Raw genomic sequence first — 13,740 nt, 5'->3', positions numbered from 1 at the left:
TTTCGTTCCCGTGTGCGAGGATGATCGGCCCGGAGGCCGAACCGGCCTCCGGGCCCGCGCGCCGGCCGGCCGCGGGCGGCCGCCCCCGCGGGAGACCAGGTGACCAGCGTTACGACCGAGCCGGAGACCGGCACTCCGGCCCGCCGCCTGCTCGGCGTCGAGCTGCTCATCGTGCTCGGGCTCTCGCTCGGCGCCAGCGGCATCGGCGCCCTGATCAGCTTCGCCGACTCGCTGAGCCAGCCCGTCGCGCTCAGCCAGCAGGTCGCCACCCTCAACGGCTCCCGCGCGCCCGGCCGGCCGTGGATCGACCTCGCCTGGCAGCTCTACTACATCGCCCGCGGCCTGATGCCGGTCGTCCTCGTCGGGTACCTCCTCGTACGGGAGTCCACCTCGCTGCGGGTGATCGGCTTCGACCTGCGGGACAAGGCCCGCGACCTCGGCCGCGGCACCCTGCTGGCCGCCGCGATCGGCGGCACCGGGCTCGGCCTCTACCTCGCCGCCCAGGCAGCCGGCTTCAACCTCACCGTCGCCCCCTCCGGACTCCCCGCCGTCTGGTGGCGGATTCCCGTCCTGATCCTCTCCGCCTGGCAGAACGCCATCCTCGAGGAAGTGATCGTCGTCGGCTACCTGCTGCGGCGCCTCGGGCAGCTCGGGTGGTCCTGGCCGGCGATGGTGGTCACCAGCTCGGTGCTGCGGGGGTCGTACCACCTGTACCAGGGCGTCGGCGGCCTGATCGGCAACATGGCGATGGGCGTCGTCTTCTGCCTCCTCTACCGCCGCTGGGGCCGGGTCGGCCCCCTGGTCACCGCCCACGCCCTCATCGACACCGTCGCCTTCGTCGGCTACGCCCTCCTCGCCGGCCACGTCTCCTGGCTCCCCACCCCCTGACGGGGTCGCTCCTGATGGGCCGGCCCTCAGGGGCCGGTCGTCCGGTGCCAGAGGCGGGGGCGCGGGGGGCGGTGGAGGAGGTGGTCGACGTGGTGGCGCTGGAGGCCCTGGAGCGGGTCGACGGGGATGAGCAGGCGGTCGCGTCGCAGGAGGGAGTTCCGGACCAGCCGGGGCGGCATCACGTCGTCGATCCAGGCGAACGGGCGGCCTGCCGCGTACCGGAGGAGCGGCGCCCACTTGTGGCCGGAGAACAGTTCCGCCAGCCGGATGCGCGGGTCGCCGGGCCGGCGGACGTAGCGGTTGACGGCGACGACCGGGAGTTCGGGGAGGCCGAGGAGCGGTGCGAGGAGTTCGTTGGCGGACTCCTGCCAGGTGGTGGCCCAGCACAGCTCGTAGGTGCCGGAGAGCTCCCGCAGCCAGGTGCCGTGTTCGGGGGAGAGCAGGACGTCGTAGCCGAGCAGGTGGTGCCGGTCGAAGGGGTCGTCGGGGTGCGGTTCGGCGGGGTTGAGGACGCCGTCGACGTCGATGAACAGCAGTGGTGCTGCGGGCAATGGGTGCTCCCCCCGGACGGCCTCGGACTGTCCTGGGGTACGGACGCGGTGGGCCGGCCGGCGGTTGCTCAGACGCCGGCGGTCTCGCGGAGGGGTGCTGCTGCGGCGGGCAGCGGGCGGGTGAGCCGACGGACCTCGGGGACGACGAGCACGGCGGCGGCGAGTGCCAGGGTGCCGACGGCGCAGGCCCACAGGGCGCCGCCGAGGCCGAGGGCCTCGGCCGCCGGGCCGGCCATGGCGGTGCCGAGCGGAGTGAGCGCGATCGAGCCCAGGTGGTCGTAGGCACTGACCCGGGAGAACATCTCGGGCGGGACCTCCTGCTGGAGGGCGACCATCCAGTTGACGCCGAACACGGTGACCCCGGCGCCGGAGACGAACATCGCCGCGACCAGCAGCGGCAGCCCGGCCCGGACGGCGAGGGCGAGGGCGGGCAGGGCGAACAGGAAGACGCCCCAGTTGCCGACGAGCAGGATGCGCCGGGGCTGCCAGCGGGTCATCAGCAGGCCGGCCGCGACCATGCCGATGCCGAACGCGGCCATCGCCAGGCCCCAGGCGCGGGCGCCGCCGAACCGCTGGGCGGCGACCACCGGACCGTAGACCGTCTCCACCGCGCCGACGCAGGCCACCACGAAGGAGAACTGCAGCACCACTGCCCACAGCCATCGCCGCGAGGCGAACTCCCGCCAGCCGAGCCGCAGTTCGTGGACGAGGCCGCCGCTGTGGGCGGCATCCCGGGGAGTGGCGTCGACCTTCAGGAAGATCCGCAGGCCGCCGGCCAGGGCGAAGCCGGCGGCGTCCAGCAGCAGCACCCAGCCCGGGCCGACGGCCGCGGTCAGTGCGCCGCCGAGCGCGGCACCGCCGATCTGCGCCCCGTTCATGGCCATCCGGTAGACCGAGAACGCCTTGCCGGCGTGTTCGGCGGCCACGCTCTCCATGATCATGCCCTCGGAGGCGGGGGCGTAGAACGCCTGCCCGGCGCCGCCGGCGGCGGACAGCAGCAGCAGTGCCCAGAGCGGGGTGGCGCCGCCGAGCACCAGCGCGGCCAGCACGGCCTGGGAGAGGGCGTTGAACAGGTTGGCCGCGACCATCACGTGATGGCGCGGCAGCCGGTCCGCGAGCGCTCCGCCGACCAGCAGGAACAGCACCAGCGGCACCAGGCGTGCCGCGGTGACCCAGCCGACCTCGGTCGCGGTGCCGCCGGCCTCCAGGACGGCGAAGGCGGTGGCGATCGGCGCACCCGCATTGCCCAGCCCGCTGACCACGGTCGCGGCGGTCTGGATACGGAAGTTCCGCCCGGCCCAGGCGAAGGGGCGCGGCGCAGCGGGGGTGGGGGAGGAGGCGGAGGTCACCCGGAGACTATCGGTGTTCCGCCACGGGATGTCCATCCGATTTCCGGAGCGCGGCGTCCGGTCCGTCCCGTCCGCGGGGTCCGGCGCCGGGCGGGTTCAGCCGAGGTGCCCCCACAGGAAGCTGAGGGTGCGCTGCCAGGCGATGTCGGCCTGCAGCGGGTCGTACGTGCCGAGCAGGTTCTCGTCGTTCATGAAGGCGTGGCCGGCCGGGTAGAAGTGGATCTCCGGCCGCCGGTCGGTGGCCTCGCCGATGAGCATCGCGGCCTCGTCCACCGCCTCCTGCGGGTTGGAGCGGTCCTCCTCGCCGTAGTGGCCGAGCACGTGTGCGGTCAGCCCGCGGTAGTCGAAACCGGGGATCTTCGGCAGCCCGTAGAACGGCACCACCGCGGCGACCCGGTCGCCCTCCTGTGCGGCGAGGACGAGGGCGAGCCCGCCGCCCATGCAGAACCCGACCGCACCGACCGAGTCCCCGACCACGTGCGCCTGCCCGAGCAGGAAGTCGACGGCGCCGCGCAGGTCTCGGGCAGCCCGGTCGGGCGGCATCGCACGCAGCATCCGGGCGGCCTCCTCGCGGTCGTGCGTGGTGGCGCCGCCGTACAGGTCGGGGGCGAGGGCGACGAAGCCCTCGGCGGCGAAGCGGTCCACCATCGACACCATGTGGGAGGTCAGCCCCCACCACTCCTGGACGACCACCACGCCGGGTCCGGTGCCCTGCGGTGGCAGCGCCAGGTAGCCGTGCGCGGTCCGCCCGTTGCTGGGGAAGGTGACGTTCTGCGGGGAACTGCCCATGGCCTCTCCGTGGGGTGGGCCGCAAGCGCGCGGCGGGCGGCGGGCACGGGTCGGGCCCGCCGGACGGTACGGGAGCGGTGCTGCGGAGGATGCGGGGACGATGCTATGCGCGGTGGGCCCGCGGCACCCGGCACCGGCACCGCGCCGATCGGGTGAGCGGGGCACCGCTGCGCCGCTCAGCCCATCTCCTCCAGGGCCCGGCCCTTGGTCTCCTTGATGCAGAAGACCACGAACGGGATGGAGAGCAGCGCGAAGCCCGCGTAGATGGCGTACGTCGCCGACAGGTTCCAGTCGGCGAGGTCCGGGAAGCTGACGGTGATCGCCCAGTTGGCGATCCACTGCGCGGACGCGGCGACGGACAGCGCCAGCGCCCGGATCGCATTGGGGAACATCTCGCCGAGCAGTACCCACACCACCACGCCCCAGGAGAAGGCGAAGCAGAACACGAAGACGTGCGCGGCGATCAGCGCCACCGTCGCGTAGGTCTGGTCGAGGGTGGCGCTGTCGCCGGTGCCCTGCCGGTGGGAGAACGCCCAGGCGGCGGTGCCCAGCGAGGCGGCCATGCCGATCGAGCCCGCCAGCGCCAGCGGCTTGCGGCCGATCCGGTCGACCAGGGTCATCGCGAGCACCGTGCCGATCACGTTGATGATCGAGGTGGAGAGACTGATCAGCAAGGAGTCGGACTCGTTGATGCCGACCGACTGCCAGAGGAACGACGAGTAGTAGAAGATCACGTTGATGCCGACGAACTGCTGGAACACCGAGGCGCCGATGCCGATCCACACGATCGGCAGCAGCCCCAGTCGCCCGCCCATGAGGTCCTTGGCGCGCGGTTTGTGCGTGGTGTTCAGGACGGCGCGGATCTCGGCGATCCGCGCGTCCAGGTCGACGTCCGGCCCCTCGACCTCGGCGAGCACCTCGCGCGCCTGCTCCTCGCGCCGGTCGGCGATCAGGTAGCGCGGCGACTCGGGGATGGCCAGCGCCATCAGCCCGTAGACCAGGGCGGGGATCGCCTCCACGCCGAGCATCCACTGCCAGGCCTGGATGCCGCCGAGGTGGTTGGTGGACTCGCCGCCGGCCGCCTCGTTGAGCGCGTAGTTGGCGAGCTGGGAGACGGTGATGCCCAGCACGATCGCCAACTGCTGGAAGGAGGCCAGCCGTCCGCGGTACGCGGTGGGCGCCACCTCGGCGATGTACGTCGGTGCGATCACCGAGGCGATGCCGATCGCGATGCCGCCGACGACCCGCCAGAAGCCGAGCAGGGCGATGCTCGGCGGGAACATCGAGCCGATGCCGCTGATCGCGAAGAGCACCGCGGCCAGCAGCATCGTCCGCACCCGGCCCATGCGGTCGGCGAGGCGGCCGGCGACGACCGCGCCGAAGGCCGAGCCGAGCAGGGCGATCGCCACCACGAACGCCGTCGTGCCGTTGCCCACCTCGAAGTGCCGCTGAATTCCCGTCACGGCGCCGTTGATGACGGCGCTGTCGTAGCCGAAGAGGAAGCCGCCCATCGCGGCCGCGGCCGAGATGAACACGACGTGGCCGAGATGGTCCTCGGCGTGCGGCGGGGAGGTGGACACGGCGAGCGGCCCCTCGACGGTCGGCGGCCCGCCTGCTCGGCCGGGTGGGCAGGGTACGTCCCACAGTCCATCAGCTCCCCGACCCGCCCGCGCGCCGGGCGACCCGTCAGGGGGCGCCCGAGTGCCTATGCAGGCGACTCCCGCGGTGCCGCCCGCAGGGCGTTGCGGCGCAGGACCTGGGTGCGGGCCCCGGCGTCGAGGCCGGTGGCGCGTTCGGCCAGCCGGTCGGCGAGTGCGGCCTGTTGCCCGACCGGCTTCTTGTCGTCGTACTTGAACTTGGCCCGCACCTCGCGGATCGTCAGCCGCAGCCCGCGCAGGCCGCCCAGCAGCGGGCCGAAGGGTGCCGCCCCGGGTGTGACGCCGAGCGGGGCCTCCGGCTGGAGGCGGGCCAGTTGGCGGGTGAGGATCTCGGCCTTGCCGGCCGCGTCCTCGACGATCTCGGCGGTGCAGTCGAAGTGGACGGAGGCGTAGAGGCTGGTCGGCGTGTGGGGCTCGTCGCGCCAGTACCCGGGGGCGTAGGCGTAGTCGTCGGTCACCGCGAGGGTGGCGTGCGGGTCGGCGCGCAGGGCGGCCCAGACCGGGTTGGGTGCGGCGAGGTGGAGCAGGATCTCGCCGGCGTCCGCGTCCAGCAGGAAGTGCGTGGGGACGAGCACCGGGCCCTGCCCGGCCGGGCCGTTGGCGGCGAGCAGGCCGAAGTCGCGGCCCTCGGCCAGCCAGGCCCGCCACTCGGCCTCGCTGCCCCTGTCCCACGGCCTGATCAGCACGGCTTCCCCCCGGCGGTGAACTCGGCGAGGTACCCGGGGAGGGGCAGCCCGTCGCCCGGGTGCGGCTCGGGGGTGCCGTAGGCGGTCTGCACCGGCACGACGCCGGACCAGTGCGGCAGGCCCAGGTCCTCCTCGTCGTCGTTCACCCCGCCGGTGCGGGTCTTGAGCGACACCTCGTGCAGGTCGAGGCGGATCACGGCGGTCGCGGCGAGCTCCTTGGCGTTCGCCGGGCGGGCGTCCGCGGAGCGGCCGGGCACGGCGTGGTCGACCAGCGCGTCCAGCGCCACCGCGAGCTCCTCGGGGTCGGTGACCTGGTGGGCGGTGCCGTGGGCCACCACCGAGCGGTAGTTGACGGAGTGGTTGAACGCGGACTTGGCCAGCACCAGGCCGTCGACCAGCGTCACCGTGACGCACACCGGCAGGCCCGGGTCGGCCCCGGCGGCGCGCAGCGGGCGGCTGCCGGTGGAGCCGTGCAGGTAGAGCCGGTCGCCGACCCGGGCGTAGATGGTGGGCAGCACGACGGGTGCGCCGTCGGCGACGAAGCCGAGGTGGCAGACCCAGGCGCTGTCCAGCACGGCGTGCACGGCCGTGCGGTCCCAGCTGGCGCGGTCCTTCGAACGGGTGGGCGTGGTGCGGGGCGTGCTGGCGTAGGCCGTGTCCGACATGACAGCCTCTCTGTACTAGTGCATACTGTGCTTTGTGCTAGGAGAGTATCCGATCAAGGGTCGGCGGGCCAGCGAGATTGCGGCCGACATCGAACGCGCGGTCGGCAGCGGCCACCTGCCGCCCGGTTCCGCGCTGCCCCCGCTGCGCGAGCTGGCCGGCGGCCTGGGCGTCAACCCCAACACCGTCGCCGCCGCCTACCGCCTGCTGCGCGACCGCGGTGTGATCGAGACGGCCGGCCGCAAGGGCAGCCGGGTGCGCCCCCGCCCGGTCACCACCCCGCGGGACGAGGTCCGCATCCCCGTCCCGCCCGGTGCGCGCGACCTCTCCGACGGCAATCCCGACCCGGCGCTGCTGCCCGCGCTCGGCCCCGCGCTCGCGGCCGCCGCCGGCGGCGAGCCGGTGCTGTACGGGCACCCGACCGCCGATCCCGGGCTGCTCGCCCTCGCCCGAGCCTCCTTCGAGGCGGACGGCGCCCCGCCCGGCGCCCTCGCCGTCTGCTCCGGCTCGCTCGACACCATCGAGCGGGCGCTGACCGTCCGGCTGCGCCCGGGCGACCCGGTCGCGGTGGAGGACCCGGGCTGGGGCAGCCTGCTCGACCTGCTCGCCGCACTCGGCCTCAAGCCGGTGCCGGTCCGGATGGACGACGAGGGGCCGCTGCCGGTCGAGGTGGCCAATGCGCTGGCCCTGGGCGCCCGCTGCCTGATCGTCACCAGCCGCGCGCAGAATCCGACCGGCGCCGCGCTCGGTGCGGCCCGTGCGGCCGCCCTGCGCGAGGTGATCGCCGCGCACCCGGACATCCTGCTCGTGGAGGACGACCACGGCCACGGCATGGTCGACCTGCCGTTCCAGTCCCTCGCGGCCGGTCCGGACGGCGTGCCGCTGACGGACCACCGGCTGCTGGTGCGCTCGGCGGCGAAGGCGTACGGGCCCGACCTGCGGCTGTCGGTGGCGGTCGGCGACGAGGACACGGTGGGGCGCATCCTGGGGCGGCAGCGGCTGGCCGCGGGCTGGGTGAGCCATCTGCTGCAGCGCACCGTCGCCGAGCTGTGGCGCACCGACGCAGCGCCGGTCGCCGAGGTGGCGGCGGCCTACCACGGGCGCCGCGAAGCCCTGCTGTCCGCGCTGGCCGCCCGCGGCATCGCGGCCCGGGGGCGGAGCGGCCTGAACGTGTGGGTGCCGGTGCCGGACGAGACGGCGGCGGCGGCCGGCCTGGTGCAGCGCGGCTGGGTGCCCGCCGCCGGTGCGCGGTTCCGGCTGCACTCGGCGCCGGGGCTGCGGCTCACGGTGGCCACCCTGGAGGCGGCGGAGGCCGTTCGGCTGGCGGAGGACGTGGCGGAGGTGCTGGCGGCCGGCCGCGGGGGCTCGCGACCGGTCTGACGTGCGGCGTTTCCGAGGTGGTGGCGCGCGGTGCCTGCGGACGCCCGGGGCGGGCGGCGGTGACGGAGGGACAAACCCCGTCACTGTCCGAATTGTGCGGTGCAGATACCTGGCGGTAACCAACGCGTCCATGCCATCTTCATCGCGCCACCGGCCGGCGGTCCACCCTCACCAGCCTCGCGCCCCCACAGCGCGAGGCCGTCCGCAGGAGTTCCGCCGTGCCCGAGATCAGCCCTGCCCGAAGAAGCGCAGCTGCACGAAGAGCCGCCGCCCTGCTCGCCTCCGCCGCCCTGGCCCTGCCGCTGCTGGCCGGCACCGCCGCACCGGCCGCCGCCGCCACCGGCCCCATCGCCGTCGTCTCCATGGGGGACAGCTACATCTCCGGCGAAGCCGGCCGCTGGAAGGGCAACAGCGACACCGCGAGCGGCAGCCGCGACGGCACCGACCGCGCCTGGACGGGCAGCGGCTACGACCCGGCCCGCGTCTACGGCTCCACCTACGCCAACGGCTGCGACCGCTCCGACTCCGCCGAGGTCCGCTCCGCCACCGGCATCGCGCAGACCCAGATCAACCTCGCCTGCTCCGGCGCGACCACCGCCAACGTCTTCCGCGCCGCCAACGGCGGCCAGTCCTTCAAGGGCGAGGCCCCGCAGGCCGACCAGCTCGCCGCCGTCGCCGCGCAGAACACCGTCAAGCTGATCACCCTCTCCGTCGGCGGCAACGACCTCGGCTTCGCCGACGTGATCTCCACCTGCGTCCAGGACTACGAGATCTGGTGGTCCTACTGCCACGACGACCAGCAGGCCGCGGTGAACGCCAGGATGGACGCCGCGATGGCCGGGGTCGGCAAGGCGGTCGACGAGGTCCGCGCGGTGATGTCCGCCGCCGGGTACAGCGCCTCCTCGTACCGGATCGTGCTGCAGTCCTACCCCTCTCCGATCCCGCGCAGCAGGGAGAACCGCTACCCCGAGAGCGGCTGGAGCCGCACCAACACCGGCGGCTGCCCGTTCTGGGACCTCGACGCGAACTGGGCGCGCGACACGCTCGTCCCGCAGATCTCCGACCGGCTGGCCGCCGTGGCCGCCGCGAAGGGCGTGCAGTTCCTCGACCTGCGGGACCTCCTGCAGGGCCGCGAGGTGTGCTCGACCGCGACGAGGCTGGCCACGCCGACCGTCGCGCCCTCGGCCACCACCAGCGAGTGGGCCCGCTTCCTCGACATGGGCACCACCACCCAGGGCACCCTGCAGGAGTCCTTCCACCCCAACCACTACGCGCAGCTCGCCCTCGGCCGCTGCCTGACCCTGCTGGACGCGAAGACCACCGGCAACTGGTCCTGCCGCAACACCCCCGGCCAGGACGCCGCCGGGATGTACCTGGCGGCCCGGTAGGACAGCCGCAAAGGGGCACGGGGACTCGCGGCTCCCCGTGCCCCCGGGCCGGCCGCCCGGCCCCTGGCTCAGTGCACGGCGCCGCGCATCAGCTTGCCCTCCGTGGACAGCAGCCCGGAGCGGTAGTCGAAGCGCGGCGTCGCCGCGAACATCAGATAGAGGTACTTCGGGTTCTCGGCGAACCAGTAGCCGGGCGTCAGGTCGCCGCGGCTCAGCGGCGCGGAGGTGACGTCCTCGGCGACCGTGTAGCCGCCGGGCACCCGCAGGTGGTCCCGCAGGCCGGTGAAGTAGGAGTACGCGGTCTCCTTGAACCGCTGCTCCCCGGTCAGCATCCACAGGTCGAAGGAGGAGTTGACGTACTCGGGGCGCAGGTCGTTGCGGCCCGAGCGGACGGTGGCGTTCCCGTAGTCGATCGCCTCCGGCACCACCGCGTTGTTGTCCAGGATCATCGTCCAGGTGTCGTAGTAGTCGACGGCGGCATCCATGTCCCCGCCCTTGCCGAGCAGGCCAGGGTAGAAGGAGCCGAGCTCGGAGGCGCCGCGGCCGGTCGTCCGCCCGGTGCTGTAGTCGACCTGCTTGTACCAGGCGTAGCCGCCCTGGTGCTCGAGCTGGTACCGGAGCACCGCGCCGGTCAGCAGCCGGTACCAGTCGCCGAGTTCGCGGTCGCCGAAGAGTTCGGCGCCGGCCCACAGGTACTCGTAGTAGGAGTCGACGGGTGGGTTGGGGGCGCAGGAGGTGGTGTCCGTCCAGCGACCGGTCTCGATGTTGAGGGTGGTGCCGAGCAGGCCGATCGCGGAGCGCCGGTCGAAGACGGCGCGCATGGCGCGCCTGGCGGCGTTCCAGTACTTCTGGTCGCCCGTCAGCTGCGAGAGCATGCCGAACTCGAGGATGTTGGAGCCGATCTCGGCGAGTGGGCCGGCGTTGCCGGAGACCGCCCCGGTCCGCAGGTTGACGTACCGGTAGGGCATGCCGGTGGGGGAGCGGGTGAAGGCGGGCAGCAGCCGGTCGGCGAGCTCCCGGCAGCGGTCGAGCAGCGGCTGCCGCCCGGTGCAGAGGTAGCCGGCGACCAGGCCGCCGACCAGGCGGATGATCGTCTCGAAGACCTGGACGTCGGCGTCCTGCGCGGGGTCGAGCTCGGCCTCGATCCAGTCCGCGGCGAGCGCGACCTCGTCGTCCAGCTCCATCAGCCACAGGGTGTCCAGCGCCTCCACGATGGACAGTCCGAAGGTGCGGCCCTCGGCGAAGAAGTCGTTGTGCCCGCCGGAGACGGGTCGGACCTCGTCGTGGCCCCAGGCGGCCCGCTTGTACCCCTCCCAGCTGTGCACGAACTCGTCGCGGATCTCCCGGGCGACCGCCGCGTCGGCCGGCATCGCGGCGGGTGCGGCGAGGGCGGCGGCTGCGGGTGCGGCCGCGGCGGACGAGGGTCGGGCGAGCGCGGCCCCGGCGGTGGCCACGGCGGCGGACAGCACGGTACGGCGGCGGGGCAGGGAGAGTGATCGCATGCTGCCGGACGCTAGCGACGGTGACCGTCCGTGGTCCGACAATCACGAGAAGACGCGTGTCGGCGCTACCGCCCAGGTCAGGGCGGTGGCGCCGACTGCGGGTCACCCGCCGGATTCACCCGACAGATGTCCTTGACTCTCCGTCAGGTGGCGGAGCCCCTGGCCAGCAGCGACTGGGCGTGCTCGCGGACCTGCTCCTTCGTCAGATAGGCGTCGGTGTACTCGAAGTCCTGCAGCCGGGCGGGCTGCCGGGCGAGGAAGCCGGTGCGCACGAAGTCGTCGCCGGCGGTCGCGTTCAGCAGCCAGTTCGCGCCGACGCGGAACTTGCCCGCGTTCGTCCGCATCGCCATCAGGTGGTAGCCGCGGGCCACCAACTGGGCCGGGACACCGTGCAGTTCGACGCCGACGGGCTTGGAGACGGCGTCCTTGCCGCCGAGGTCGACGACCAGGCCGAGGTCCTTGTGGTAGTAGGGCTCCAGCGGCTGGTTGTGCAGTGCGGCGACCACGTTGTCGGCGACCGCCTTGCCCTGCCGGGCCGAGTGCTGGGCGGTCGGCGGGCAGACCGCGCCGTCGCCCTTGGCGAGGTCCGGCACGGCGGCGGCGTCGCCCAGCGCGAACACCCCGTCGAACTGCGGCACCCGCATCTCCGCGGTCACCGCGATCCGGCCGCGGACGGTCTCCGCGTCCAGCGTCGCGATCAGCGGGCTGGCGACCACGCCTGCCGTCCAGATCAGCGTGCGGCTCGGCAGCACCCGGCCGTCGGTGAACTTGACGCTCTCCGCGCCGACCTCGGCCACCGACACCCCGAGCGACACCTCAACCCCGCGCCCGCGCATGATCTCCAGCGCCGTGGTGCCGAGCTTGTCGCCGAGCTCGGGCATCAGCTTCGGCGCGATGTCGATCAGGTGCCACTTGATCAGCCGCGGGTCCAGCCGCGGGTAGCGGCGGATCGCCGCCGTGGTGAGCCGCTGCAGGCAGGCTGCCGTCTCGGTGCCCGCGTAGCCGCCGCCGACCACCACGAACTGCAGCCGCGACTCCCGCTCGCGCTGGTCCAGCGTGGTCGACGCGAGGTCCAGCTGGGCGATCACGTGGTCGCGGATGTACGTGGCCTCGGCGAGCGTCTTCATGCCGCGCGCGTAGTCCCGCAGCCCCGGGATGTCGAAGGTGCGGGTCACGCTGCCGGGGGCGAGCACCAGGTAGTCGTACCGCTCGGCGACCACCTCGTCGGTGATCTTGCGGACCACGATCACCTTGGACCGCGGATCCACGCCGATCGCGCCGCCCGGCACGATGTGGGTGCGCCGCAGCGTGCGGCGCAGCGACACGGCGACCGACTGCGGGGTGAGCACCCCGGCGGCCACGTGCGGCAACAGCGGCAGGTAGAGCTGGTAGCTGAACGGAGTGACCAGGGAGATCTCGGCCTCGGAGGGCGCGAGCTTGCGCTCCAGGCGGCGTGCGCACTCGAGGCCGGCGAAGCCGCCGCCCACGATGAGGATTCTGGGTCGCTCCATCGTCCATCCCTTACGTGCTCGTCCGTGCCGTGCCGGGACATCGTTTTCCCCCAAACTCGCACGGACGAACAGGCACTGCCACCGCAGCAGGGCGCGGGAGGGAGCGCCGCGCCGATAGGCTGGCCGGATGCTCCCCGAGGTGACGGCGGTCCGGTACGTGACGCCCCTGCGCGAAGGCGGCTCGATGCCCGGCCTGGTCGAGGCCGACGACCGCCGCCTGTACGTCCTGAAGTGGTGCGGCGCGGCCCAGGGCCGCAAGGCGCTGATCGCCGAGGTGCTGGCCGGCGAACTCGGCCGGGGCCTCGGGCTGCCCGTCCCGGAGCTGGTGCTGCTGGACCTCGACCCGGTGCTCGCCCGCAGCGAGCCCGACCACCAGATCCAGGACCAGATGCGGGCCAGCGGCGGCGCCAACCTCGGCATGGCCTTCGTCAGCGGCGCGCTCAACTTCGACCCGCTCTGCTTCGACGTGGACCCGCAGCTCGCCGGGCGGGTGCTCTGGTTCGACGCCCTGATCGGCAACGTCGACCGGTCCTGGCGCAACCCCAACATGCTGATGGCGCCCGGCGGGCTGCGCCTGATCGACCACGGCGCCAGCCTGATCTTCCATCACCACTGGGCCGGCGCCGCCGGGTGGACCGGCCGCCGCTACGACGCGGGCGACCACGCGCTGCGGCACGCCGCGCCCGACCTCAAGGCCGCCGACGACGAGCTCGCTCCGCTGGCCCCGGCCGCGCTGGAGGCCGCGATCGCCGCGATCCCCGAGGTGTGGCTGGCCGACGAGCCGGGCTTCGACTCGCCGGGCGAGGTCCGAGAGGCGTACCGCACCCGGCTGACGGCCCGCCTCGCGGGCCCCCGCGACTGGCTTCCGGAGGTGGCCGGCTGATGGCCGAGCGGACGAACGACGAGTACCACGACTACGAGTACGCGGTGGTCCGTGCGGTGCCCCGGGTGGAGCGCGGCGAGTTCATCAACGTCGGGGTGCTGCTCTACTGCCGGCAGTCCGGCTACCTCGGCGCCCGGACCCACCTCGACCAGGGGCGGCTGCTCTCCCTCGACCCGGTCGCGGACGTCGCCGGGGTGCGGCGGGCGCTGCACGGGGTGGAGGCGGTGTGCGCGGGCGGCGGGGCCGCCGGGCCCGCGGCGGGGGACAGCCCGGGGCAGCGGTTCCGCTGGCTGACCGCGCCGCGCAGCGCCGTCCTCCAGCCGGGGCCGGTGCACACCGGCCTCACGGCCGACCCGGAGGCCGAGCTGCGGCACCTCTTCGACCAGCTGGTGCTGTAGGCGATCGGGTCGCCCGGATGCGTTCGGCAACAAGCCGCGCATGACAGTTGCGGTGCTCAAATCTTGAGCGGGTGAAGCATGCGGGCGTACGCTG

General features: G+C 73.7%; 13 protein-coding genes. 5 read left to right on the top strand and 8 right to left on the bottom strand.

All coding sequences use genetic code 11. The features are described from left to right. Positions 1 to 99: 99 nt before the first annotated feature. Positions 100 to 888, top strand: a complete 789-nt coding sequence (locus ACQ614_RS07050; protein WP_431677497.1) for a CPBP family intramembrane glutamic endopeptidase — start codon at positions 100 to 102, stop codon at positions 886 to 888. A 26-nt stretch (positions 889 to 914) separates the two neighbouring features. Here the strand turns inward: ACQ614_RS07050 and ACQ614_RS07045 are convergent, their stop codons facing one another. From ACQ614_RS07045 to ACQ614_RS07020, 6 genes are all read right to left on the bottom strand, one after another. Further along, positions 915 to 1,439 (bottom strand): HAD domain-containing protein, encoded by a 525-nt coding sequence (locus ACQ614_RS07045; protein ID WP_431677495.1) that lies wholly within the window; start codon positions 1,437 to 1,439, stop codon positions 915 to 917. Between the two features lie 68 nt (positions 1,440 to 1,507). After that, on the bottom strand, positions 1,508 to 2,788 hold the full coding sequence (locus ACQ614_RS07040) for an MFS transporter (protein WP_431677494.1): 1,281 nt from the start codon (positions 2,786 to 2,788) through the stop codon (positions 1,508 to 1,510). Between the two features lie 96 nt (positions 2,789 to 2,884). Beyond that, entirely contained in the window at positions 2,885 to 3,577 is a 693-nt protein-coding gene (locus ACQ614_RS07035; protein ID WP_431677492.1) for a dienelactone hydrolase family protein, read from the bottom strand. A gap of 176 nt (positions 3,578 to 3,753) precedes the next feature. Continuing rightward, the gene (locus ACQ614_RS07030) at positions 3,754 to 5,157 is read right to left on the bottom strand and encodes a sugar porter family MFS transporter (protein ID WP_431677490.1); all 1,404 of its coding nucleotides are present in this window, start codon (positions 5,155 to 5,157) and stop codon (positions 3,754 to 3,756) included. 125 nt (positions 5,158 to 5,282) lie between these two features. Further along, complete coding sequence (locus ACQ614_RS07025) at positions 5,283 to 5,921, bottom strand: FMN-binding negative transcriptional regulator (RefSeq protein WP_431677488.1); 639 nt, start codon at positions 5,919 to 5,921, stop codon at positions 5,283 to 5,285. Continuing rightward, positions 5,915 to 6,586 (bottom strand): pyridoxamine 5'-phosphate oxidase family protein, encoded by a 672-nt coding sequence (locus ACQ614_RS07020; RefSeq protein ID WP_431677486.1) that lies wholly within the window; start codon positions 6,584 to 6,586, stop codon positions 5,915 to 5,917. The genes ACQ614_RS07025 and ACQ614_RS07020 overlap by 7 nt, the downstream gene beginning before the upstream one ends. Positions 6,587 to 6,620: 34 nt before the next feature. Between ACQ614_RS07020 and ACQ614_RS07015 the strand changes: the two genes are divergently transcribed. Together ACQ614_RS07015 and ACQ614_RS07010 are read left to right on the top strand one after the other, a co-directional pair. After that, the gene (locus ACQ614_RS07015; RefSeq protein ID WP_431677485.1) at positions 6,621 to 7,964 is read left to right on the top strand and encodes an aminotransferase class I/II-fold pyridoxal phosphate-dependent enzyme; all 1,344 of its coding nucleotides are present in this window, start codon (positions 6,621 to 6,623) and stop codon (positions 7,962 to 7,964) included. A gap of 218 nt (positions 7,965 to 8,182) precedes the next feature. Next, the gene (locus ACQ614_RS07010; protein WP_431677484.1) at positions 8,183 to 9,352 is read left to right on the top strand and encodes a GDSL-type esterase/lipase family protein; all 1,170 of its coding nucleotides are present in this window, start codon (positions 8,183 to 8,185) and stop codon (positions 9,350 to 9,352) included. Between the two features lie 68 nt (positions 9,353 to 9,420). Here the strand turns inward: ACQ614_RS07010 and ACQ614_RS07005 are convergent, their stop codons facing one another. Both ACQ614_RS07005 and ACQ614_RS07000 read right to left on the bottom strand, forming a co-directional pair. After that, a complete protein-coding gene (locus ACQ614_RS07005) occupies positions 9,421 to 10,854 on the bottom strand; it encodes a glycoside hydrolase family 47 protein (protein ID WP_431677483.1) in 1,434 nt (477 codons plus the stop codon). A gap of 143 nt (positions 10,855 to 10,997) precedes the next feature. Continuing rightward, entirely contained in the window at positions 10,998 to 12,365 is a 1,368-nt protein-coding gene (locus tag ACQ614_RS07000; protein WP_431677481.1) for an NAD(P)/FAD-dependent oxidoreductase, read from the bottom strand. Positions 12,366 to 12,492: 127 nt separating this feature from the next. Between ACQ614_RS07000 and ACQ614_RS06995 the strand changes: the two genes are divergently transcribed. Both ACQ614_RS06995 and ACQ614_RS06990 read left to right on the top strand, forming a co-directional pair. Continuing rightward, positions 12,493 to 13,248 carry a HipA family kinase gene (locus tag ACQ614_RS06995; RefSeq protein ID WP_431677479.1) on the top strand — a complete coding sequence of 252 codons (756 nt, stop codon included), beginning with the start codon at positions 12,493 to 12,495 and terminating at the stop codon, positions 13,246 to 13,248. Beyond that, positions 13,248 to 13,646 carry a DUF3037 domain-containing protein gene (locus ACQ614_RS06990; RefSeq protein WP_363492004.1) on the top strand — a complete coding sequence of 133 codons (399 nt, stop codon included), beginning with the start codon at positions 13,248 to 13,250 and terminating at the stop codon, positions 13,644 to 13,646. The genes ACQ614_RS06995 and ACQ614_RS06990 overlap by 1 nt, the downstream gene beginning before the upstream one ends. The last annotated feature ends 94 nt before the right edge of the window (positions 13,647 to 13,740 follow it).

This window comes from Kitasatospora dryopteridis (genome assembly GCF_050749075.1).
In the GTDB taxonomy this organism is placed as follows: domain Bacteria; phylum Actinomycetota; class Actinomycetes; order Streptomycetales; family Streptomycetaceae; genus Kitasatospora.
Note: the sequence above shows the minus strand (reverse complement) of the source record. Positions and strands in the feature narration are given on the sequence as shown.